Genomic DNA, 22,150 nt, shown 5'->3' with positions numbered 1-22,150 from the left:
CACCGCCACCGGGGTGGTACTCGTGGGACTGGTCTGCTGCAGTCCTCCGGTGAGACACACAGCGACACCGCCACGCGAATGGCTGCCTGCCGGCCGCTGGACCCCCACCGACCCGTGGGGACCCCACGACTGAGGAGACCACGACATGGCCTGGCCTCCTGCCACCCATCAAGACGTAGAGGACGCAGTCACCGCACTCCGCGCAGGGTTGACGGTGGCACCAGCGCCGAGCGGCAGCGATGACTACGCCACCATCCGGGCGGCTTACGATGCGGCGCCGAACGGCGGCACCCTCGTGTTGCGGTCGGGGACGTACCAGTTGTCGCGGACCCTTGATCTCGACCGCAACATCCACCTCCAAGGCTCCTGGAGTCGCGACAAGGACGCCAACGCGAAGTACGGGACCGTCATCCGACCAATGACGTCTGCCACCCAGGAGTCGATGACCGCCCTCATCAAGGTGTCCGCGAGTTACGTCGGCGTTCGAGGGCTGGCCCTGTACGGACACAGCACCGCAAGCGGCATCGGCGTGTTGTTCGGAGCCGCCCCCGGTGCTTCAGGCGGTCCGAACACACATCAGTCGTTCGCCGAGGACCTCTACGCGGAGGGGTTCGCCAGCGGGTCCTGCTTCGGTGTCGACGCTGACCACGTCTCGTTCACACGCTGCACCTTCAGCGGGAACTATGACGGATTGGTCATCGCCAGGGGAAACAAGAACGACCTGTCTCTGTTGGACTGCGCGCTGGACGGAAACGCCCGCTCCTCCGTCTTCCTGGAGGCAGATGGGGGAACGACGAACTGCAGCATGATCCGCACGCATCTCGGCTTTTCCCGGTACGGCATCCTCCAGGACCCCGCCACGAGCCTGAACGTCGGGTTCAACCAGTTGACGATGATCGCTTCACCCATCGAGTACGTCACGGAGCAGATGCTCGCGCTGAAGTCCTGCGGCGGCATACGGATCCTCGGCGGGTACTGGGCGTGGGCCACCTGGGCGCAGGGTCCGGACCTGGGACCGGTCGCCGCGTTGCCGGCCGCGACGATCGGCCCTGTGACCCTGGGCCCTGTGGAGATCTCGAGCGAGTTCGTTGCCGTGGCACCGAATCCGAACAGCCCGGCCCTCGTTCAGGTCACCGGCTTCACGAACCACCCCATCAAGGTCACCCAACCCCTGAACGGTTTTTGTCAGACGTGCTTCTCCGGCAACTGGGTCCAAGACATCCCGGCTCCAGCCGTTCCCGCCTCGGCGACCGCCCTGACCAACGCGTTCAGTTCTCCGGTGCAGGTCTTCGTCAATGGCGGCATCGTGAGCGCCATCCACTTGAACGGCATAGCGACAGGGATCACGGGTGGCACCTTTCGTGTCCCACCCGGGGGGACGATCAGCATCACGTACACCGCGGCTCCCTCCTGGGTGTGGGTCGCTGATGTCTCGTAGGTGAGCCACGCCGTGGCGGCCGCTATCCGTCGTCGCGCCTACCCGTGCGACCCCACGGTGTCCAGGTCCGTGGGGTCGAGGGGCGCTCGTCGGCCCGTGGTGGTGCGGACAACCGGTGCGTCCGGGTCGCCCGCGTCACGTGGATCCCACCACTCGACCGCCTTGCCGGGCACCTCGCTCCGCCGCCTGGCTGAACCGCCCGACGCCCCTCTGTGCCGAATGGCGGTCAGTTCCCCGGTCGGGCGTGATGAGACTTCGAGTCGCCGGGGGCGGCCTGTTCCCACAGCGGTAACCAGCAACAACAGCGCCCTGTCGTCATATCCTCCGGAACCGACAAACCCCGCTCGAGTCATCACAGGCCCGCTGACCGGAAGGCTCGTGAGGTGACCGGACGGGTCTCGCCCCGAGCAAGGCAGGTTCCCAGGATGGGCGCGTGCGCGGTAGTGCATCCCAAGTGTCCCCACCCCGCCAGTCATCAACACTTTCTCACCGTGGGACAGCGCCTGTGAGGACGCAGGTGGTGCGCTGGCTGTTGAGAGAACTGCATCGCCTCCTCGGCTCCTGCCTGGCGCCGAGCGAGACTGCTTGTGTCTATGGCTGGCCGGACCACGAGGAGAACAGCCTCTTCGCCGCGGTCGAACTGGCAGACAGGACGCCGCTGCGCGTGACACTTCTGGCCGGGAACCCCCGGGCGGCGGCGAGGTACCTGGCCGTCGCCGACCCCCGCGGAGCCCCGGTTGAGATCGTCGGCAAGAACTCTGCCCGCGGGATCTTGCGAGCCAGCAGAGCGGGCGTGTTGCTGTTCACCCACGGGCTCTACGGTTCGCCGGACTTGACACGGCGCAAGCTCGTCGTCAACCTGTGGCACGGTTTTGGTCCGAAGGCGAACGACAACGTCGCCTTCTCCGCCAGCATCCCCTTCAGCTTGATGACCTGCGATACGCCCCTGTGGGCCCACGCAGCGGCGATCTCCCTCGGCGTCCCCCACGCCCGCCTCGTACAGACCGGCAATCCCCGGCAGGTCGCTCTGCGGACGCCCCCTCCTCCAGCCACCCTGGGGCGCCTTGGGCTGACCTCGCCCTTCGTCCTGTGGATGCCGACGTATCGGTCCTCCAACGGCAGGTCAGGGCCGGTCTGGCAGGACGCTCCGGCACTGTCCGACCAGGCTCAGAACGGCCGTGACGCCGTGTCCACCCTCGCAGAACTCGCCGCGGCCGCCGGGGTACATCTGGTGGTGAAGCCACACCCGCTGGATGCGGACCGATACGAGGCCCGTGGCCTCCGAGTCATCACCACCGACGACGTCTTCGCCGCCGGAATGACGCTCTACCAGTTCATCGGCGCGAGCAGTGCCATGATCAGCGACTACTCCAGCGTCTGGGTGGAGTACCTCGAGCTCGATCGACCTCTGCTGTTGTTCTGCCCCGACATCGCCGACTACGTCGACGGGCGGGGGCTGAGCGAGCCGTACATGACGGACATCGCCGCCGATCTGATCGTGGAGCAGCCAGACGACATCCTGCCCTTCCTGGAGGCCGTCCGACGAGGCTCCGACTGGCGCCCGGAGAGTCGAGCCGGCGTCCGCAAAGCCCTGCAACTGGAGTCGGGGGGCGAGCACCATCGCGCGCTCGCTGAAGTTGTCATGGACGAGCTTCGGGAGGTTCGCGCGAGCAGGGGAGGGTGGACCCGTTAGGACGGCGGTAGCACTCCCTGTCGAATCAGGGTGGTAGATCACTTCCTCGGATACCCTGCGCGGACCACTGCAGCGGACCGCCGGCTGTGACGAGGAGGTACCTCACGTGGGAGCCAAGGACGCCGTTGCCGTCATCTTCGCGGGCGGACTGGGGTCGAGGATGGTCAAGGCGGAGTTGCCCAAACAGTTCATCCCCATTCGGGACAAGCCTGTTCTGGTGCACACGCTGGAGCACTTCCAGTCCCATCCCGAGGTCGGCGCGATCTACCTGTCCTGCCTCACCGGCTACATCGAGCACGCGTGGGACCTGGTGAGGGATTTCGGTGTCACGAAGGTGCGTGCGATCGTTGCTGGCGGCGTCACCGCACAGAACTCGATCCTCAACGCCCTGCAAGCCGCCCTGGCCGACAACGTGCCCGAGGACGCCGTAGCCCTCGTGCACGACGGCGTGCGCCCGGTGATCAACGCCGATCTCATCTCTCGCAACATCGCCACCGCACGGGAGCACGGCAGCGCGATCACGGCGATCCCCTGCTTCGAGACCATCGCCATGTCTCTCGACGAGGCGCAGACGGTGGAGTCAGTCACCCAGCGCGACCTCATGTACGTCCTCCAAGCACCGCAGACGTTCCCGCTCGGCGAGGCGTTCCAGGTCAACACCCGCTCGCTTGATGATGGGCTGCTGGGCAAGTTCGTCGACCAGGCACACCTCATGCGGCATTACGGTGCCGAGCTGCACCTCGTCCCGGGTCTGCGGGGCAACGTGAAGCTGACGACCGACTTCGACCTGCTCCAATTCCGGCTGCTCGTCGAGGCGGGAGCGCTCTCGAGCGTCGTGGGAACAGAGCTGTCGTGACCACGGGGGTGATGCGGGAGGACATCGCGGCCGTCCTGTCCTCGCCCGTGGACTGGTCCCGGCTTGCGGGTGCAACGGTCCTCGTGACCGGGGCGACCGGGATGATCGGGCAGTACGTCGTGCACACGCTCGCCGAGCTGGGGAGAAGGGACGGGTCTACTCGAGTCCTGGCGCTCAGCCGACGGGCAGAACGTGGTCGAACACTGTTCGGCAGGTCGATCGACGCCGGTGTCGTCGACCTCCTCGTCGAAGACGTGACAACACCGATCGAGGTCTCCGTCCCCGTCGACATCGTCGTCCACGCGGCGAGCCCGGCTGACCCGGTGGCCTACCGGACCGATCCTGTGGGCGTCATCCGGGCGAACGTGACCGGCAGCGACAACGTCCTCTCCCTCGCGGCCGAGCACGGCGCCACGGTCTGCCTCCTGTCGACCATGGAGGTGTACGGCCAGCTGCCGCAGACAGGGATCGGCTCCCCCATCCGGCTCACCGAGGACGCACTCGGCGCCATGGACAGCCTCGATCTGCGGAGCGCCTACCCGCTGAGCAAGCGCATGGCCGAGAACCTGTGCGTCGCGTACCGAGCGCAGCACGGCGTGCCCTATCGCGTCGCCCGCCTGTCGCACACGTACGGCCCCGGCATGGAACTCGATGACCCGCGGGTGCAGGCCTACTTCCTGCGGCAGGCGCTGGACGGGGCCGACATCGTCCTCAACTCTGACGGCACCCTCCGACGTACGTACACCTACGTCAGTGACGCGGTGAGTGCGCTGTTCCACCTGCTGTGTGCGGATGACGACCTCACCTGCAACGTCGCCGACGAGTCGGCGCAGGTGTCGATCCGGGAGCTGGCCGAGCTCGTGCTGCGGCACGGTGACTCCTCCGGGCGTGCCACGGTCCGGGTTGCTCGGGGTGACGCAGCACCGCCGTCCCCAGCCAGCGGTGTCGTCCTCGACTGTGCTCGTCTGCGAGCCCTGGGCTGGACGGCCTGCGTGGATCTGTCAACCGGCATCGCCCGCACGGTGGCTCATCATCGATCGGCGAGGAAAGCGCCGACGGCGGGAGCGTGACGTGCGCGAGCTGAGCTCTGTGTCGCAGGTGGCGCACGCGATCGACGACGTGTTGGACGCCCCTGTCCTCGTCACCGGGTCGCCGCCGCCACACGGCCGTGACCTCGACCTCCTGGCCCGGCGCGCGCAGTCGGAGCTCGTGCGCTCGTTCCTGGAGCAGCATGCGTTCCTCGCATGGCACACGACCTGGGCGAGGTTCGACGGGCACGGCGCCCTCACGGTGGAACTCGTGCTGGGCGACGACTGGGCGTCGGCCCGGGGCCACGACGGCGCGGAGTTGATGGTTGGAGCCGTTCCACTGCCCGGCTTCCGCCACCTGTCCCGACCGGCTCCGCATGTACAGCTGGTGCTGGCGGCGCAGAGTCTGCTGCTCCGCCGAGGCAGGCTCACGCCGGGTGGGCGGCGCCGGGCAACCGACGCCGCCGCGTCCGGTTCCCGCGTGTGGGACGACGCTGCCGACCTGGCGCGGCGGCTGGGCCTCACGGCTCCCGTGGAGATGCTCAGGCGGAGTCTGGCGACACCTGAGGCCTGGGGGCCCCCGCGGCGGATGGCCGAACTACTGCTCGCGGTGGGCTCCGGTCCGCGCGGGGTGCGAAGCGCCAGGGCCCGCAACCTGGTCCCGCGTCGATGGCTCCCGACGCTCGTGTCCCTGTCCGGTCCTGACGGTAGTGGGAAGTCGACGCAGCATGCCCGGCTGCGGAAGTCGCTCGAGGAGGCCGGCGTCCCCACGGCAGGAGCCTGGGTGCGGACCACGGAGCGCCCTCCTCTGCCGGGGCCTCTCCGGGCGTTCGCCGACCGGTGGCGACGTCCGGTCATGACGGATGGAGCCACGCCGGAGCCGGCCTCGGCTCTTCCCAGTGGCTCGCGTCGTCCAGTTCCCGTCCACGTCCGGCTGGCCGAGCGCGTGTGGATCACGTCTGTGGTCTTGAGCAACGCGACGCTCGTCTGGCGCGGGGTCTGGCAGGGACGGACGGCGCGCGTACTCGTGCTGGATCGTTTCGTCCTCGACGCCGAGGTGAAGCTCGTCTACTGGTACGCACTCCGCCGGGGTGCGGACATCACGCTCGAGCGACGCCTGTTCCGGGCCATCTGCCCCGAGCCCGACGTCGCCGTCCTGCTCGCGGTCGCCCCGGAGACCAACAGCGCCCGTCGTGCCGACGAATGGCAGCTGCACGATTTCCGCCACTTCCGCCGGCTGTACACCGCTGCCGCGGACGAACTCGGTGCCGTGGTCGTCGACGGTGAGCGGCCGCCGGAGGTCGTGGCGCGCGAGGTCGCCGAGGTCGTGTGGAGCCGGCTGCCGTGACCGCTGCACACCCCGACCCGTTGCTGGAGAAGGTCCTCGAGTCCTTGACCCGGGAGCTGCACGGGACAGAACGCACAGGCCCACGGTTGACCCTCCTGTCGGAGCCGATGCGCACTGCTCGGTCCACGCTCTACACCGTGCAGGCGTCCCCTTCGGGGACGACCTATGTCATCAAGGTGCCCGCTCCCGGCGACGACGCCGTCGACACCGAGCCCCCGCTGGACGCGGAGACCCAGTTCGCGGCGCTCCGACGAGCGCACGCCTGGTACCGCGACGATGGCGCCGCACCCGTCTCGCGTCCGGTGGCACTGCTCGAGGACGTCGGTGCCGTTGTGATGGAGCACGTGCCCGGCCCCACCGTGGGACAGGCCGTCCACCGGGCCCCGCTGCACCCGTGGGCTGCGGCCCGGGCGGTCGCAGCCGCCGGCCGGTTCTTACGGGAGTTCCACCGGCACGCTCAGCCCGGGGCGACGGTGTCCTTGAGCAGCCTCGCGCAGGACGTGGTGACAGCGGACCGCGCGCTCCTGAGTCCGGTAGGCGTACGGCTACCGGCGGCGGTCCGCAGAACACTGCTGGAGATGCCGGACGTCGCCGTACCAGCGGGGCGGGTGCTCCTGCACGGCGACTACGTACCGAACAACCTCATCATCACAGGTCGGGACAGTGTCACCATGCTGGATCCCCTCCTGGTGCGCCTGGGACTGCCGGAGGACGACGCCGCGCGCTTCCTCGCAATCGTCTCCTCGGACACGGCTCTCGTCCCCGGAGTGGCGTGGCCCCCGATCAGGTCGCTGCGGCGGCACCTGGAGTCGGAGTTCCGACTCGCCTACGGGAACACTGTGGCGCACCCAGCAATCCTGGAACTGCGTCTGCTGCAACAGCACGTCCTGCGCTGGAGACGCCGTCGCGAGTTCTCCACGCTGACGCAGTACCCCAGCCTGATGAAGGCCCGCGCACGCGTCATCGACAGCCACATGCGGGCCCTCCTCCGGGAGAGCGGGCATCGATTGGCGCGGTCGCTCCAGACTTCCCGACCCCGTCGGCGGGTGGCAGCCGGATGACCAGATGGGACGAAGGACGACGGTGAAGATCTTGCTCACGGCTACCGTGACGCCACAGGCGATGCGTGTCCTGCACCTCCGGGACCCGGCGGAGCGACGCGAGCAGTACGTGGAGAGTCTGCGCCACTGGATGCCCATCGCTCGTGCGCACGGGGCGACCGTGGTGCTCTACGAGAACAGCGGCGAGGACCTCGAACAGCTGGCGCGCGACGCATTCGGCTCCCTGCCGGAGGACCTCCACCTGCGGCCCGTCCCCGTGCCCGATCCCTCACTGGTCGCGCTGGGCAAGGGTGCCACCGAGGCAGCCATGATGGACCAGTTCGCCGCGACCTACAGGGGCGACGCCGGGGAAGAGGTCTGGGTCAAGTGCACCGGCCGGCTCGTCGTCCGCAACTTCGGCCGCTGCCTTCCCCTGACGCTGCCGCCCTGCTCGTTCGCGGCACGCCTCGCCATGAGTCTCGACCACATGGACACCCGCTTCTTCGCGGCCACGGCAGCAGCCTGGCGGGATTACCTGACCGGCGCGGGGTCGGAGGTGGACGGGCCCGGCGGAGTCCTCCTAGAACACGTCCTGGCGCGTCGCGTCCTGACCGGGCTCGGGGACGGCGCCACCCTGGTGCGCCTCCGCGCCCAGCCGGACGTCCTGGGGCGCTCCGGCAGCCACGCCGAGCGCCGGTACGACAGCGCCCGCAGCCGGCTGCAGCGCCTCGTCGCGGAGGGGATCGAGTGGACGCTGCGAGGCCCTTTGAAGGACAAGCACTTCTGACCGCTCCGGGGGTCGATCAGTCGTACAAGCGCTTGAGCGTGCACCGGTACGCCTGCGACGAGTAGGTGCGGTGCGCCCAATCGAGGGCGCGCGCCCGTACCTCGACCGCAGAGGCCGGATCCCGCAAGACCGCGACAACGGCGTCAGCGAGGCAGCGCGCGTCGTCCTCGACGGCCACGAACACCCCAGGACCGTCGACTCCCTCGGCCCCCACCCGCGTGGCCACGACCGGAACGCCCCACAACATGGCAGTGACGCACTTGAGCTTGACGCCCGCTCCCATGCGCAACGGCGCCACCACCACGGAGGCCTGGCGGTAGTAGGGACCGAGGGTGTCAACGTATCCGGTGACCTCGACGCCGTCGTGCCGGGCGGCCTCCTCGACGAGGGAGGGACGCACACCTGCACCGGCCAGAGTGAACCGGGCCTCAGGGACGGATGACCGGATGCGCGGCCAGATGTCGCTGAGGAACCACGTCGCGGCGTCGTGGTTCTCCGGCCGGCCCAGCGCACCGACGAACAGCACCCGCGGTTCGATCGATCGGTGCTGCTCCAGCCGATCCGGCATGTCCTCCGAGTCCAGGGGCGGTGACACGACCAGTACACGGGCGGAGCCCCCGCGCCGCCTCAACAACATCTCGTCCTTGTCACTGAGGACGACTGCGGTCTGCAGTGCCCGCATGGCACGCCATTCCAAGGGGATCGCAATCAGCCACCGGAGCAGCGCCACCGTTCGCGACCGCCACGGGAGGTGTCCGCTGATCGCTCTCCGCTGGTGACCCTGGGAGACCACGTCGTGGAACACTCCGACCAGCGGTGTGTCCGGGACGGCACGTCTGATCCGTGAGGCGAGGAGCACGGAGCTGAACCACTGGAGCTCCACCCGATCGGCGGCCCGCAACGCGGCGATGACCCGTTCATCACGCAGGCAGGCGTGTGCGAAGGCACGGGCGGCCAGGAACGGGACTGCTCTGACGGCCAGCGCTGCCAGCGGACGACGACGTGCCGACGGCTCGACGAGGAGTCGCCGGTAGGGCACCACCGGTGCACGCTCGAAGGCGAGTTCGTTGTCCGGGACCCGAGGCGAGACCACGACCACGTCGTGGTCCTCGGACAGCAGCACGGCATGCCTGCGGAAGAACTCGCCGCCGGCGTGCGGAATGCCGGGGAAGGGTAGGAACGGCGAGATGCTCACGATCCGCACGTCCTCGTGCCTTCCGTCTCGTGCTCGATCCCATCCACCCGGCGCTCCCTGCGAGCGCTCGGGGCCAGCTGGAGTCGTTGCCCCTCAACAGGGGGATGAGGCTACGCGCTGAGACCAGCTCCACCTCACGTGGACCGCGGCGCGTTCCGACCTGTTCGGGCTCGCGTCGCCGAGGGCGAGCAGGCGCCGCCGAGGGACGGGACCTGAAACAGTGGCCGCCATGAGGGTCACCTACGTGTTGCACACGGCTGTCTGGGGTGGAGCGGAGACCTACGTGGCCCGGTTGATCCAGGAGCTGTCGGGCCGGATGACCCCCATCGTGGTGACCCCTCGCCCGGTGCCCGAGCGACTCCTGGGAGCGCTACCGAGCGAAGTCGAGCTCCGCGCCGTCGACGGCGTCGGTCGCAAGGGTGACCTGGGGGCTCTTGCACGGCTGGTCAGGACGGTCCGGTCCACCCGGCCAGACCTCGTCCACGTCAACCAGTCGACGCCGGCGAACAACCGCTACGGCCTGCTGGCGGCGCGGCTGAGTGGAGCTCCCTTCCTGAGTACCGTCCACTCCCCCGAGCCGGCGCGGAGCCGACTGCAGAGGCTGCTCCTGCCCGTCCTCTTCCGCGGTGTGCGCACGGTGATCACCGTCTCGGACGAAACGCAGGACCTTCTGGTGCGGACGCTGAGGGTGCCCGCCGCGCGAATACGCGTGATACCGAACGGGGTACCGCTGTTGGATCGACCACCAGCGCGGAGAACCGACGGAGGGGGACGACTCGTCGCCGGGAGCCTCGGCCGCCTCGTCCGGGAGAAGGGGTTCGACGTCCTCCTGGAGGCACTGGACCTCGTCGTCCGCGACAGACCCGGGGTGCGGCTCCGAGTCGCAGGTGAGGGCCCACAGCGAGCTGCGCTGGAGGCGCGCGCTCACGACCTCCCCGTCTCCTTCATCGGCGAGGTCACGGACCCCGCATCCTTCCTCGTCGAGCTGGACGTCTTCTGCCTCTCCTCCCGTCGCGAGGGGCTCCCCTTCGCTCTGCTGGAAGCAATGGCGTTGGGTGTCCCGTGCATCGCGACCGACGTGGGCCAGGTCCGGGCTGCACTGGATGACGCGGTCCTCGTGGTGCCGCCCGAGCAGCCGTCCGCTCTGGCTCATGCTCTCCGGCAGCTCGCCGATGCACCTGTCGATCGGGCTGCCCTCGGGGTGCGGGGGCGCGCGCTCATCGCGGAGCGGTACGACGTCCGGTTGATGGCAGCAGCGACGATGGCGCTGTACGAGCACACCGTCGCCGTGGCCGGCGATGGTCGTCGGGAACCGGAGCGGACATGACGTCGCGCCAGCCCGAGGCCGTCGGCCTCGGACGCGAGATGCCAGCCTCCCCCGCGTCGGGCCGTGAGCGCGGCGCACCCACCGCCTGGCCCACTCTCGCCTCCATCCACGGGGATGCAGGACAGCAACGAGAGCACGGCCCGGCGGACAGCGGCGGAGCCGCTGGATTGGCCGGATCGTGACCCTCCGCAGTGCGGACCTCAGGTTCGTCCTACCGCACATGGTCCGGCGTGCGGTGGTCGTCGGAACCGGCGAGCGGCCGCAGCTGGCGGCGATGGCGGTCGGCCTCGAGGAGGCGGGCATCGAGGTCGACCAGCGGCCGGCAGGTCACACTGGAGCCCCCGGGGATCTCGTCGTCGCTGGAGCGGGCGACGCCGAGGAGGCGCTGCGGCTCCCGGGACGGGCCCACCTCCTCGTGGGACGGCCTCCCCGGATGCGTGGGTTGGCACGGACGTCGCTGCCGCTGCTCCTCCGCGGCGATCCCACGGCTCCTCGACTGGTCCTGCCACTCTCCCCCACCACAGCGCTCCGGCACTATCTCCGCCAGGCGGCGCCTCGTGATGCCCTGGCCCGTGGCTTCAGTCGGAGCATCGCCCATCTCACCCGGCTCCCCGTGCCCACCCAGGCTCTCGTCCCCTCCAGCGCGCTGGTGACCCTGGTCCTCCCCCGCGGTGACAGGTCGCGGCCGCCGGCCATCCTCCAGGCTGCCGAGCGCGTCGGGGTTCGCCCCGGGAGGAACTGGATCCTTCGACTCGGCACGGGGGACGTACTGCAGCGAGCCGTGTTCTACGTCCTGGACGGGCAGCAACCGACCTGGGTGGTCAAGTTCAGCCGTGTCCAGGGGTACGACCGGTCCTTCGTCGACGACGAGGCGGGGCTGGCGCTGGCACACAGGTCCGGTGGACCAGTGGCTGCCCACGCTCCCCGCCACCTGGGCCAGTTCGACGTGGACGGACTGACCGCGTCCGTCGAGACCGCAGCGGTCGGCACTCAACTCGTCCATCTGCTCCGTCGGCGTCCGTGGCACCTGCTCGACGAGATCGCCGACTGGATCGTGCAGGTGGGTCGGCACACGGCTCGGGCACCTCAGTTGCTGGAGCCCGAACGGGCACGACTGCGGGCTCTCGCGGTGGAGGCGGGTGGCCGCTTGGGTGTGCCCGAGGACGTGGTCGACCGAGTGCCCGAGACTCCCGCGGTGCTCCAGCACAACGACCTCGGCACCTGGAACATCATCTCCGACGGTCACTCCTTCACCGCCGTGGACTGGGAGGCGGCTCGGCATTCGGGCCTTCCGCTGTGGGATCTGTTCTACTTCGCGGCCGACGTCTTCGCCCACATCGACGGACCAGCTGACGTCTCCACCCGGATCGAGCGCACGTTGCGCGTCTTCGCCGGTGAATCAGCGCACTCACCGCGACTCTTTCGTTGGATCCGCGCGGCCGCGACCGCTCTCGACGTGCCGAACTCGGCCTTGGGTGCACTCGCCACCCTCTGCTGGCTGCACCACGGACAGTCCCCCGCACGACGTGAGATGGACCTCCGCGGGGCGGCTCATGCGCCCCTCGGCCACCATCCACTTCTCGCACCGGCCTGGCTCGGACACCCGCGGCTGGGCGTTTCGTGGGCGGCACTGAACGGGTGATCGGCATGCGAGTCGAAGAAGTGCCATCCGGACGGCGAGTTCGCGCGGAGGGTCGTTGACCGTATCGGCGCCAGCGTCGCATCGGAGTGGCGAGCGAGCGACAGTGCCCGATGACGTCCTCATACACGGCCGCAGGAGCGGACCGCTAGGTCAGACCGCCCCGCCCCTTCGAGGTGCCAATGAGGGCGACAACCGCGCACGGCCGCCCGCGCAGCCCGCGTTCTCGCCGGTGCTGAACGCAGGTCAGACCAGCGCCAAGGTCTCCTTGCACCAACGACTGTGGCTACGAGCACGAGCGTCAGCAGATTTACGACACGCAGAGGCCCATGCGCCGTTCCCGTCGGACAACCCGGAAGGAGCCTTCGAGATCGATGTGCTTGTGGATCGATGCGCGGGTCTGAACGTGCACGGGGACCCCGTGCTGGCGGCCGTCCGCCGACCCGCCGCGGACGAAGCGAGCAAGCGCAGGAGTCGCGCCTATTACGACACCCTCACCGCGGCGCACCGTGATCGGGGTGCCTGCCAGCCGTCGAGGGTGTGGGCGCAGCGGCGATGGGCGACCATGGGCGTACCGGAGGCCCCTCTGGCACGTGCTGACGGCCGAGCCGGGATCACTTGCTGCTCTGCAACGCCGAGCACGTGAACAACCTGCCTGGGCGCCAGACCGACGTCTCCGACGCGGCCTGGCTGGCTCCCTCCGCCGCGGAGGTTGACCTGCTGGGCACGATCCCCGGGATCAGGCCGCGCACCGCTCGGGTGGTCCTTGTCGAGATCGGCGCGGGTATGAGCCTGACCCACCACCGCGCATCTGGCCAGGTGGGCCGGGCTGTGCCCGCGCAACCCACGAGTCCACCGGTAAACGCCGCTCCTGCAAGGCCCGCAGGGGCGATGCCGCGCTGCGCACTGCCCTGGTCGAGGCGGCCTCGGCGGCAACTCGCACCCGCGGCACCTACGCCGGCGCCCAGTACAGCAATCTCGCCGTCGCTGAGGCAGCAACCGCGAAGGTCAGGGGGTCTTCGCCGTCGCCGTGCCGACACCCTGATGGTGATCACCTGGCACGTGCCACCCAGCGCGCACCCTACGTCGACCTGTGTGCCAACTACTTCACCCGACGCACCGACGCCCAGGCTGGTTTCAGCTGGACGATCATTACATCGACAGCTCGTTCTTTCAGCTGGATGTCAAGATCCTCACCCTGACTATCACCGCGCCTTGCGGGCGTTCGGGCGACGAGTGTCGAGGAGGTCGTGGACCTCCCCCTGGAGCCGTAGGGTCCGGGCATGTATTCGCGATCGGCCCGGCTCTACGACGTCATGTACGCCGGCAAGGACTACGCAGCGGCAGCCCAGTACGTGCGTGGCGCGATCGAGTCGGTCAACCCCAAGGCCGCGACGCTGCTGGATGTCGCCTGCGGAACGGGCCAGCACCTCGAGCACCTTCGTGCGTCCTACGACGTGGAGGGACTCGACCTCAACCCGGATCTCCTCGCTGCGGCGCACACCCGCTGTCCAGGCGTGCCCCTCCACCACGCGGACATGTCCTCGTTCAGCTTGCCGAGGCGCTTCGATGTGATCACGTGCCTTTTCGGTTCGGTCGCCTACCTCAAGACGGCTGACCGGCTCACTGCAACGGTCAAGCGCATGACCTCGCACCTCACAGATGACGGCGTACTGCTCATCGAGCCATGGTTTACACCGGCGGCATTCTGGTCCGATCACCTCGTAGCGAATTTCTATGACAGTCCAGATTTGAAGATTGCGTGGATGTACCGACACGAACGCGATGGCGACTTGGCCATCCTCGATCAGCATTTTCTCGTAGGAGAACCGCACGGCATGGAGTCCTTCACCGAGCGTCACGAGCTCGGGCTGTTCTCCGAGGAGGACTGGGACGCTGCATTCGCTGCAGGAGGCCTCCGCGCAACTTTCGACGCCGACGGGCCGTTCGGGCGCGGGCTGTACACGGCGCGGCGACTGCCCGGCACATAGAGATGACGCACGAAGAGGTGATCGACCTCGGTGATGTAGGCCGATGGAAGGAGACCTTGGAGACACTCCCCCACAGCTGGGCTCACACCTGGGAGAGTTGCCATGCAAACTACCTCAGCACGAACCAGCGGACGTTTCTATACCGGGCCGAGACGCAAGGAGCGCGCGTGGCGTGCCCGATCGCCGAACGTCTCATCGACGAGCACGTCGACATCGCCACGCCTTCCGGGTTCTCCGGCTTCGTCGGCACGGGAGAATGGAACGACTTCCCGGAGCGCTTCCGCGGTTTCGCCCGGAGTCAGGGCTACGTCTGCGGCTACATCGCACTCAACCCATTGTACGGTGACGCATCGTACATCGATCCTGACGAGGTCTATCCTAACACCTACATCTACGTCCTCGATATGACGTTGGGATTGGACGCCCTACATGATCGCCTGTCTCGGAATCGGCGACGCGAACTCCGGGCGTGGTCGCCGGGGATGCATGACCTCGATCGGGCTCGGCTGCGCGATTTCTTGCTCACCCACTATGGGGCGTTCATGGAACGTCGCGGCGCGGCGCCTCAGTACCGGTACGATGCGCGGACACTGGAGGCGATCTGCGATTCAGGTAACGTGCTGATGTTCGGCGCCGAATCGAACGGATGCGTTGAGGCGGTGCGGGTGGTGGGCTATACCCCGTATGGCGCAGACGACCTGTTTCTCGTCTCGACGGACGAAGGATCGCGGCACGCAGCCGGGTTGGCATGGTCCGCGATGCACCGGCTCACCGAGCTGGGTGTGCCGACGTACAACCTCGGTGGAGGCGTCAGTCCGGGCGACGCGGTCGCGCAGGCCAAGGAGCGGTTCCGCCCCGCGCGCCTCCCCCTGAACGGGCTCAAGCAGGTGTACGTCCGACAGGCGTATGACGAGCTCTGTCGCCGTTACGGCCAGCGTCGAGACATTCACCCCGGATACTTCCCGCCCTACCGGGCGACTCACGGCGCGCCCGTCAGAAAAGTTCCGTGACGCTCCTCGAGTGCAAGGGCAACGGCCCCTTCGAGGAAGCGGGCTACATCAAGGCGAGCGCGGCCCATGAGGGCTCGGTTCCGGTCGTCGTCGACGCCGGACGCGCACGCCTCACACTCTTGAGGACCAATGACGGCAGCATGCACACCGTCTACGGCTACCCTCACCCGGTCGGCCAGGTTTCAGAGTGCGATCTCATGGAACTCGCGGAGGTGCTGGCCCTCAGCCCGGGACCGCTCCGGGTTGCACTCTCACCGGTAGGATGCGGCGCGCTGCTGGCGCAATGCCTCAGACATCGAGTCCCGGTGGTCGATGAGCGGATTGTTGGCATTGCGGACCTAGACGGCGACCCGCTCGACGCCTTCAAGCCAAAGGCACGGGCGATGGTGCGGCGTGCACTGCGCTACGGCGCCAGCGCCCGAGTAGGCCCGGTGGAGCCGGACTTCGGTGTCTTCTACCGTCGGGCGATGCGGGCGGTGCGAGCCGGACCGCTGTACCACTTCGGCAACCCATACTTCGACGCGCTCGCCCGATCCGGCGCCTTCCAAGTCACCGCTCGAGACGCGCATGGAGTGAGTGCGGCAGCGATCTTCCTCGCCCGCGGCGCCGATGCCAGCTACCACCTCAGTGCAAGCCGAGCTGAACCCAGGCCCGAGGCCGGATCAGTCAACCTCGTTGTACTCGAGGGCCTCCGTGAGTGCGCGAGACGCGGAGCGGTCATCTGCGTGCTAGGCGGTGGCACGACAGCGGCACCCGATGACACGCTCCTGCACTTCAAAGCCAGCATGGCGACTCGCATGTTGCGACGGCCCACGTTCCAGCGCGGCACGGTTTAGCGAGAGCGCGCGATCGCTGAGCCAATCGTGGCCGACGAACGGCCAACTGCCGGTCAGGGGCACCTCGGTGAGCATCCGCCGCCCCAACGGCCGCGAGCCGGAATCATCGACAGGGGCAGGCAGCGCGTCGTGACATGCGACCTGCGCGGTCCCGCGGGAACGTCGTCGCAGTGCTTGGGGGCGCTTCCGGCTTGAGTTCACCGACCGGCAGCCGCCTGCCGTCAGATCGGCCATTCAGTCACCGTCTCCGCGTCGCGCACCGGCACCCAGGTCATGGTTCCGGTACGCCTGTGGCGGAATCGCTTGGACCTCACTCACTCGAAGGCCGTGAATACTCGGATGAGGAGTGCGTGTACCGCCCCAGCCGAGCGGGTCAACGGACGTCCTCCACAGGCCGAATCGGAGGTCGTGAGGGAAGTCTGGTCAGTGCCCACAGCGCGAGACGTGCACGCTCCCCCCTGCCACCGTGTAGGTACCGCGGATCGAACGGCCAGGTGCGGAAGCTTTCGGCGAGACAGGCTCGTGCGGTGTCGCGTTCCCCCACCCGCAGTTGTGCACGAGCAAGCCGGCTCAGGGCGAGAGCCAGTCGTCGTCGGAGGTGTTCCTCCTGCGAAGGAGGCAACACGCCGACCAGACGACTGAAGAACTCAACCTCGTTCTCTCGTCGCGTGACATCGGACAGTCCCGAGTGCATTCCTCTGTCGTGGAGGCGGAAGACCCCCATCACATCGGGCAGGTAGTGTACTTCCCCCTTCTCCATCGCGATGAAGTAGAGGGGCCAGTCTCCCCATGGCAGGTGGAAGTACCAGGCGGGCAGTGGATTCAGAACCGCCCGTCTGAACAGGGGGCTACAGGCGGGTACCGGATTGGATCCGAACAGGTCTCGCCATTCGAGCCGACGCTGATCCCCCGGTGATAGATACAGCTCATCCGGCCGCTCTTCGTCCTCAAAGTGGCGGACGACGTTGTGGAACACCATCGAGCACGCGGGATACTCGTCGAGATGGGCGGTCTGGACGCGGAGCTTGGCGGGCGAGGTCCAGTAGTCGTCGCCGTCCAACCCCGCGATGTACTCGCCCTGGGCGCGTCGGATGAGCTCGTCGAACATGACCTTCCCGCCGCCGCCCAGGTTCGCTTCCGGGTAGTGAACGCGGATGAGGTCTGGATGCCGACGGACATAGCTGTCGATCACTGATCTCGTTCCGTCGGTCGAGCAGTCATCGCCGACGAGCAACTCGAACGACACGCCGGCCTGTTCGAGGACGCCTTCCAGAGCACGTCCGATGTAGGCCTCGTGGTTGTAGGCGGTGACTATGACGCTGACCCGAACGGGGGCCACTGGACGTGGAACGCCGTTCATCCGGCCTGCGGCCGCTCGTCCGGGAGGACGGGAACGGCGCCTGGAGGGGATCCGGGCCGGCGCGGCAGAGCGGCGGCGAGCGCGGGGCCCGCCGACATGGCGCGCCGCATGAGCCCAGTGATGACCTCGATGTCCGCAGTCGAGACCCCGGTGCCGGTCGGCAAGGTCAGGACCCGCGCCGCCAGGCGATCGGTCGCCGGCATTCGAAGCCGGTCGGGCCCCTGTTCAGAGACGTAGGGCTCGGCCCGGTGGCAGCCGGGGTAGAAGTACCGTCGGGCGAGGACGTTCTCGGCCCACAGCACCTGGCAGAGGTCGTCCCGAGACAGGCCCGCGGACTCGTCGATCTCGACCACGACGTACTGACGGGTCGTGACATCATCGTCGTCGTAGACCATGAGATCCACTCCCGGGATGCCGTCGAGGCCGCGGCGGTAGGCGTCGTAGTTCTCGTGGTTCACGGCGATGAACCGGTCGCGCGCCTCCAGCGACGTGAGTCCCATGGCCGCGGCCACTTCTGACATCTTGCCGTTCGTCCCCAAGCTACGGACCTGGTCGTAGTCCGCGAATCCGAAGTTCCGGATCAGCCGGGCCCGATCCGCGAGGTCATCGTCGTCGGTCACGATCGCCCCGCCCTCGAACGAGTTCACGAACTTCGTGGCGTGGAAGCTGAAGGTCTCCGCCGCTCCGAAGCTGCCGATCATGCGTCCCCCGCTGGAGCAACCCAGCCCGTGGGAAGCATCGAACAGGAGCGGCAGCCCGTGACGGTCCGCGACCGCCTGGAGGTCGTCCACCGCGCAGGGCCGGCCCCAGACGTGGACGCCGAGGATCCCGGTGGTGCGTGGGGTGATCATCCGCTCGACCTGGGCGGGGTCGATGTTGTGCGTGTGTGGGTCGATGTCAGCGAAGACCGGGGTGATCCCCTGCCACCGCAGGGAGTGTGGCGTGGCGACGAAGGTGAAGGGCGTGGTGATGACTTCGTCGGTCAGTCCAGCCGCACGGACGAGGATCTCCAACGCCAAGGTGCCGTTGCACGTGGCGACGCAGTGCCGGACGCCGGCGATCGAGGCCACCGCCTCCTCGAACTCCTGGACCAGCGGACCTCCGTTGCTGAACCAGATCCGGTCCAGGATCCCGTCGATGCGGGCCAGCAGACGGTCGCGGTCCCCGAGGTTGGGTCTCCCCACATGGCGCGGCCGGTCGAACGCCGGGACGCCACCGAGGACGGCGAAGCTGGCCAATCGGGCATCCACCGTCGGCTCGGCACCTGACGGCATGTCCTGCGCAGGCCTCATCACTCCCCCGCTCCCTGCGCGCTGACCGCGACGTTCCGGTCGGCCGCTCGGTACGCCGGGAACCACTCGCCGGACGCTCGAGTCGCAGCAGTGAGCGTCGCGTAGCTCGTCTCGTCGAAGACCAGCCCCCACAGGTATGCCGGCCGTTCCTCGGTGGGCCAGCCGCTCTTGAAGCGCGAGAGGCCGTCCTCCTTGTGCCCCGCGCCTGCGACACCACCGAAGTCGACGAACCGGACGCCGTCGTCACCGAGACCCTCCAGCCCAGCGGCGAACGACGCGCAGCAGGCGCTGACCTGCCGACCCGCGTCGGAGGACGCGCCGAGGTGGTGGGCCCGTTCCCAGTCCACCAACCACAGCGTCATGGCGACGATCGCACCTCCCCGGTCAGCGCGGAGTGCCACCATGCCGCGCAGCTGGAGTTTTCGCTTGAGGGACTCCCGTGGGGAGCCGTGAATCCCGCCGAGTCTGTGTCGAGCCACGAGTCCAGAGCAGAGCGTCACCCAGTCATCCAGGTGCCTCAAGGGCACCAAGAGGACTTCCACATCGACCGAACGGCCGGCGCGTCGCAGCTGCCGTCGATCGTGTGGGGGCAACGGCGCCTCCGCGGTGAGGTCGCGGACGAGATGGCCCTGGAAGAGGGCCAGACGGTCGGGGAACGCTACCTCCAGGCGGCTCTGAAGCACCTCGTGGAGCGGGGCGGCCACGAGGACGACGTTGGTGGCCTTGCCCTCCAGAGCTGCAAGAGGGTCCGGGAACCGGGACCAGTCCCGACGGCTGAAGAGCTGATACGGCCCCATGAGGTCATGGCGACCCGTCGCCTCGACCCCCCGCTCCAAGAGCGAGCTCCCGGAGCGGGGGCTGGCGACGAGTGCGCGGATCTCAGATTGGGAGGCCACATGGGCGGGGTCGACGTAGGCAGCGCCCTGACCCGTCGACCTGGTCAACGACGCTCACCCAGGGCGGCATCGCTGTCGGCGAGCTGCTCGGTCTCCCAGGCCAGCTGTGGCCGTACCGTTCCCTCCCACGCCCCGAACCAGCCGTCACGGCTGCGCGGGTCGTCTCTCACCTCGAAGACGAGCATCTCGTCCTGCTTGTAGATCGCTCGTGAGTCAGAGATGACGAGGAGTTCGACCCGGTACGTGCCGTCGTTGAACAGATCGCCGGGGATGTGGCAAGTGTCGCGGTACAGACCCCGCGGGAACGGCCGCCCCTGCCACTCCTTCTCCAGTAGCGGAAGGGCGTTGAAGACCATGACCCCCTGCGCGTTGTACACGTGCAGGCTGAGGTTGAGCAGCGCCCCGGGCCGCAGGTTCCAGTACTCGAACTCCATGGCCACCGGGGTGCGCACGTCGATGGGGTCGGATGGGTCGCCGAACTCGGGCCGGACGGCCGCCCGGCGGATCCGGACAGCGTCGGTGCCGGGAGCCGACTCGAGGTCCGGCCACGTGCGCTCGCTGAATGCCGAGAAGGACGTCGACAGGTACCGGCCCACGACGTCGGGCGTCGGGCCGTCAGCGACGACGCACCCCCCGTCGAGCCACACCGCCCGCCGGCAGAGGGACTCCACAGCGGTCATGTTGTGACTCACGAAGAGCACGGTGCGTCCCCCGTGCGCTGCATCACCCATCTTGCCCATGCACTTCTTCTGGAACTCGGCGTCACCGACCGCGAGGACCTCGTCGACGACGAGGATGTCCGTCTCGAGGAAGGCCGCGACCGCGAACGCCAGTCGCGCCCGCATGCCGCTGGAGTAGCGCTTCACCGGAGTGTCCACGAAGCGCTCGACGCCGGCGAAGTCGACGATCTCGTCGAACTTGGACTGGATCTCCCGTCGTCGCATTCCGAGGATCGCACCGTTGAGCGTCACGTTCTCCCGTCCTGTCAGTTCAGGGTGGAACCCCGTCCCTACTTCCAGGAGCGCACCCACGCGGCCTGCGACGACGGCTTGGCCCTCCGTGGGCTCCGTGATCCGGCTGAGGATCTTCAGCAACGTGCTCTTGCCGGCACCGTTGCGACCGACGATGGCGACGGCCTCCCCCGGAAGGACCTCGAAGCTGACGTCACGCAGCGCCCAGAAGGTGGAGTCTCGAGAGCGCTCACGGCGACGAGACCTCCGGAACGATGCAGACACCCCCCGGGAGATGACGTCACGCAGGGCGAGGTACGACTCGCGCTCCCCCAACTGGTACCGCTTGCCCAAGCCGTCCACCCGCAGTGCGACGTTGCTGGCCTCAGACGGCATCCGCGAACGACCTCTCCATACGACGGAAATAGGCGAGCCCGCCCACGAGGAGCACAATGACGACGCCAACGGACACGAGGAAACTCCATCCTGGCGCCTCCACGTCTCCGAGCAGCGCCCAGCGGAAGCCGTCGATGACGCCGACCATCGGGTTGATGCCGTACAGGGGCCGGAGTGCTTCCGGCACGAGGGACGAGGGATAGGCCACCGGGGAGGCGAAGAGCCACACCTGGACGATGAAGGGAAGTGTGTACCGGACGTCGCGGTAACGGACGTTGAGGGCGGAGAGCCAGAGGCCCACCGCAAATGCGGTCAGCGCGGCGAAGGCCACCAGCAGCGGCAGAGTCAAGACGGCGATCGTGGGTACGATTCCGAACGCGAGCATCATGACCACCAGCACCGAGAAGGCGATGGTGACGTCGACAAGGCCGGCGAGGACTGCCGCGAGAGGCACGATGACGCGCGGGAAGTAGACCTTTGTGAGGATCGACTCCTGCTGGACGAGGCTGTTGCTCGCCTGCGTCACCGCGTTGGCGAAGAACGTCCAGGGGACCAACGCCGTGTAGGCGAAGACCGGGTAGGGGACGTCCCCCGAACTGATCCCCGCGAGCCTCCCGAAGAAGATGCTGAAGACGACCATGGTGAGAAAGGGCTGCAGCACCGCCCAAGCTGCACCCAGCGCCGTCTGCTTGTAGCGGACCTTGATGTCACGCCAGGTCAAGAAGTAGACGAGGTCGCGATACGCCCACAGTTCCGACCAGTCCACCAGCCTCGTGGCCCGGCGTGCGCGGATCACCGTGACTGGCGGCGCCGGGGACGTCGTCATGCGCGAGTCACGCCGGGGACACCGCACCGGCAGCGCGGGCTCTTGCGACGGTGGTTGAAGGGCACGAGCCACGTCTCCTCATGAGGTCCCACCGCACCGATGGAGGCTCGATTGTGCAACACGCCACGGCACCTGCACCGACTTTCGCCCCAGCAGGTGCGCTATCGGCAAGGGCTCTCGCGGTGGTGGGCAACGGCCCACGGGCTCAGCGGGTGGCCGCTCGCAGGGACGATCGCGCGGGT

19 protein-coding genes are annotated in these 22,150 nt (G+C 68.2%); 13 read left to right on the top strand and 6 right to left on the bottom strand.

All coding sequences use genetic code 11. The annotated features are described in order from the left end of the window. Nucleotides 1-214: 214 nt before the first annotated feature. The 7 genes from ACI78V_RS02450 to ACI78V_RS02420 all read left to right on the top strand — a co-directional run bounded on the left by ACI78V_RS02450 (nucleotide 215) and on the right by ACI78V_RS02420 (nucleotide 8,190). Entirely contained in the window at nucleotides 215-1,438 is a 1,224-nt protein-coding gene (locus ACI78V_RS02450) for a hypothetical protein (RefSeq protein ID WP_456848561.1), read from the top strand. 517 nt (nucleotides 1,439-1,955) lie between these two features. Beyond that, the gene (locus ACI78V_RS02445) at nucleotides 1,956-3,131 is read left to right on the top strand and encodes a CDP-glycerol glycerophosphotransferase family protein (RefSeq protein WP_456848559.1); all 1,176 of its coding nucleotides are present in this window, start codon (nucleotides 1,956-1,958) and stop codon (nucleotides 3,129-3,131) included. Nucleotides 3,132-3,237: 106 nt separating this feature from the next. Beyond that, nucleotides 3,238-3,987 (top strand): IspD/TarI family cytidylyltransferase, encoded by a 750-nt coding sequence (locus tag ACI78V_RS02440; RefSeq protein ID WP_456848558.1) that lies wholly within the window; start codon nucleotides 3,238-3,240, stop codon nucleotides 3,985-3,987. Next, nucleotides 3,984-5,057, top strand: a complete 1,074-nt coding sequence (locus ACI78V_RS02435) for an NAD-dependent epimerase/dehydratase family protein (protein WP_456848556.1) — start codon at nucleotides 3,984-3,986, stop codon at nucleotides 5,055-5,057. Before ACI78V_RS02440 ends, ACI78V_RS02435 begins: the two co-directional genes overlap by 4 nt. Nucleotides 5,058-5,976: 919 nt before the next feature. After that, entirely contained in the window at nucleotides 5,977-6,363 is a 387-nt protein-coding gene (locus ACI78V_RS02430; protein WP_456848554.1) for a hypothetical protein, read from the top strand. Further along, on the top strand, nucleotides 6,360-7,424 hold the full coding sequence (locus ACI78V_RS02425) for an aminoglycoside phosphotransferase family protein (protein ID WP_456848552.1): 1,065 nt from the start codon (nucleotides 6,360-6,362) through the stop codon (nucleotides 7,422-7,424). Before ACI78V_RS02430 ends, ACI78V_RS02425 begins: the two co-directional genes overlap by 4 nt. A 61-nt stretch (nucleotides 7,425-7,485) precedes the next feature. Further along, on the top strand, nucleotides 7,486-8,190 hold the full coding sequence (locus ACI78V_RS02420) for a hypothetical protein (RefSeq protein ID WP_456848551.1): 705 nt from the start codon (nucleotides 7,486-7,488) through the stop codon (nucleotides 8,188-8,190). Nucleotides 8,191-8,206: 16 nt separating this feature from the next. Here the strand turns inward: ACI78V_RS02420 and ACI78V_RS02415 are convergent, their stop codons facing one another. After that, complete coding sequence (locus ACI78V_RS02415; protein ID WP_456848549.1) at nucleotides 8,207-9,385, bottom strand: glycosyltransferase; 1,179 nt, start codon at nucleotides 9,383-9,385, stop codon at nucleotides 8,207-8,209. Nucleotides 9,386-9,614: 229 nt separating this feature from the next. On the opposite strand from ACI78V_RS02415, the gene ACI78V_RS02410 reads away from it, so the two are divergent. The 6 genes from ACI78V_RS02410 (at nucleotide 9,615) to ACI78V_RS02385 (ending at nucleotide 16,188) form a co-directional block, all read left to right on the top strand. Then, complete coding sequence (locus tag ACI78V_RS02410) at nucleotides 9,615-10,712, top strand: glycosyltransferase (protein WP_456848547.1); 1,098 nt, start codon at nucleotides 9,615-9,617, stop codon at nucleotides 10,710-10,712. Between the two features lie 781 nt (nucleotides 10,713-11,493). Beyond that, nucleotides 11,494-12,354 (top strand): hypothetical protein, encoded by an 861-nt coding sequence (locus ACI78V_RS02405; RefSeq protein WP_456848545.1) that lies wholly within the window; start codon nucleotides 11,494-11,496, stop codon nucleotides 12,352-12,354. Between the two features lie 806 nt (nucleotides 12,355-13,160). After that, nucleotides 13,161-13,553, top strand: a complete 393-nt coding sequence (locus ACI78V_RS02400) for a transposase (RefSeq protein ID WP_456848631.1) — start codon at nucleotides 13,161-13,163, stop codon at nucleotides 13,551-13,553. An 81-nt stretch (nucleotides 13,554-13,634) separates the two neighbouring features. Then, on the top strand, nucleotides 13,635-14,342 hold the full coding sequence (locus ACI78V_RS02395; protein WP_456848543.1) for a class I SAM-dependent DNA methyltransferase: 708 nt from the start codon (nucleotides 13,635-13,637) through the stop codon (nucleotides 14,340-14,342). Between the two features lie 167 nt (nucleotides 14,343-14,509). Next, complete coding sequence (locus ACI78V_RS02390) at nucleotides 14,510-15,352, top strand: hypothetical protein (RefSeq protein ID WP_456848541.1); 843 nt, start codon at nucleotides 14,510-14,512, stop codon at nucleotides 15,350-15,352. Then, a complete protein-coding gene (locus ACI78V_RS02385) occupies nucleotides 15,349-16,188 on the top strand; it encodes a hypothetical protein (protein WP_456848539.1) in 840 nt (279 codons plus the stop codon). Before ACI78V_RS02390 ends, ACI78V_RS02385 begins: the two co-directional genes overlap by 4 nt. 373 nt (nucleotides 16,189-16,561) lie before the next feature. Here the strand turns inward: ACI78V_RS02385 and ACI78V_RS02380 are convergent, their stop codons facing one another. The 5 genes from ACI78V_RS02380 to ACI78V_RS02360 form a co-directional block, all read right to left on the bottom strand. Continuing rightward, nucleotides 16,562-17,548: a glycosyltransferase family 2 protein gene (locus ACI78V_RS02380; protein WP_456848537.1), complete on the bottom strand. Its 987-nt coding sequence runs from the start codon at nucleotides 17,546-17,548 to the stop codon at nucleotides 16,562-16,564. Continuing rightward, nucleotides 17,545-18,822: a DegT/DnrJ/EryC1/StrS family aminotransferase gene (locus ACI78V_RS02375; protein ID WP_456848629.1), complete on the bottom strand. Its 1,278-nt coding sequence runs from the start codon at nucleotides 18,820-18,822 to the stop codon at nucleotides 17,545-17,547. Before ACI78V_RS02375 ends, ACI78V_RS02380 begins: the two co-directional genes overlap by 4 nt. 17 nt (nucleotides 18,823-18,839) lie before the next feature. Then, a complete protein-coding gene (locus tag ACI78V_RS02370) occupies nucleotides 18,840-19,637 on the bottom strand; it encodes a hypothetical protein (protein WP_456848535.1) in 798 nt (265 codons plus the stop codon). A 143-nt stretch (nucleotides 19,638-19,780) separates the two neighbouring features. Further along, complete coding sequence (locus ACI78V_RS02365; RefSeq protein WP_456848533.1) at nucleotides 19,781-21,082, bottom strand: ABC transporter ATP-binding protein; 1,302 nt, start codon at nucleotides 21,080-21,082, stop codon at nucleotides 19,781-19,783. Then, on the bottom strand, nucleotides 21,072-21,908 hold the full coding sequence (locus tag ACI78V_RS02360; RefSeq protein ID WP_456848531.1) for an ABC transporter permease: 837 nt from the start codon (nucleotides 21,906-21,908) through the stop codon (nucleotides 21,072-21,074). Before ACI78V_RS02360 ends, ACI78V_RS02365 begins: the two co-directional genes overlap by 11 nt. Nucleotides 21,909-22,150 lie beyond the last annotated feature (242 nt).

The organism is Geodermatophilus sp. SYSU D00742 (genome assembly GCF_054049935.1).
This window is presented reverse-complemented; position numbering and strand designations above follow the sequence as displayed.

Bases quoted from the DNA above. Each gene is read 5' to 3' on its own strand.
- ACI78V_RS02380 (WP_456848537.1), bottom strand. From the start codon at position 17,548: ATGAACGGCGTTCCACGTCCAGTGGCCCCCGTTCGGGTCAGCGTCATA.
- ACI78V_RS02375 (WP_456848629.1), bottom strand. From the start codon at position 18,822: ATGCCGTCAGGTGCCGAGCCGACGGTGGATGCCCGATTGGCCAGCTTC.
- ACI78V_RS02420 (WP_456848551.1), top strand. From the start codon at position 7,486: ATGCGTGTCCTGCACCTCCGGGACCCGGCGGAGCGACGCGAGCAGTAC.
- ACI78V_RS02395 (WP_456848543.1), top strand. From the start codon at position 13,635: ATGTATTCGCGATCGGCCCGGCTCTACGACGTCATGTACGCCGGCAAG.
- ACI78V_RS02370 (WP_456848535.1), bottom strand. From the start codon at position 19,637: ATGGGGCCGTATCAGCTCTTCAGCCGTCGGGACTGGTCCCGGTTCCCG.
- ACI78V_RS02360 (WP_456848531.1), bottom strand. From the start codon at position 21,908: ATGACGACGTCCCCGGCGCCGCCAGTCACGGTGATCCGCGCACGCCGG.
- ACI78V_RS02365 (WP_456848533.1), bottom strand. From the start codon at position 21,082: ATGCCGTCTGAGGCCAGCAACGTCGCACTGCGGGTGGACGGCTTGGGC.
- ACI78V_RS02410 (WP_456848547.1), top strand. From the start codon at position 9,615: ATGAGGGTCACCTACGTGTTGCACACGGCTGTCTGGGGTGGAGCGGAG.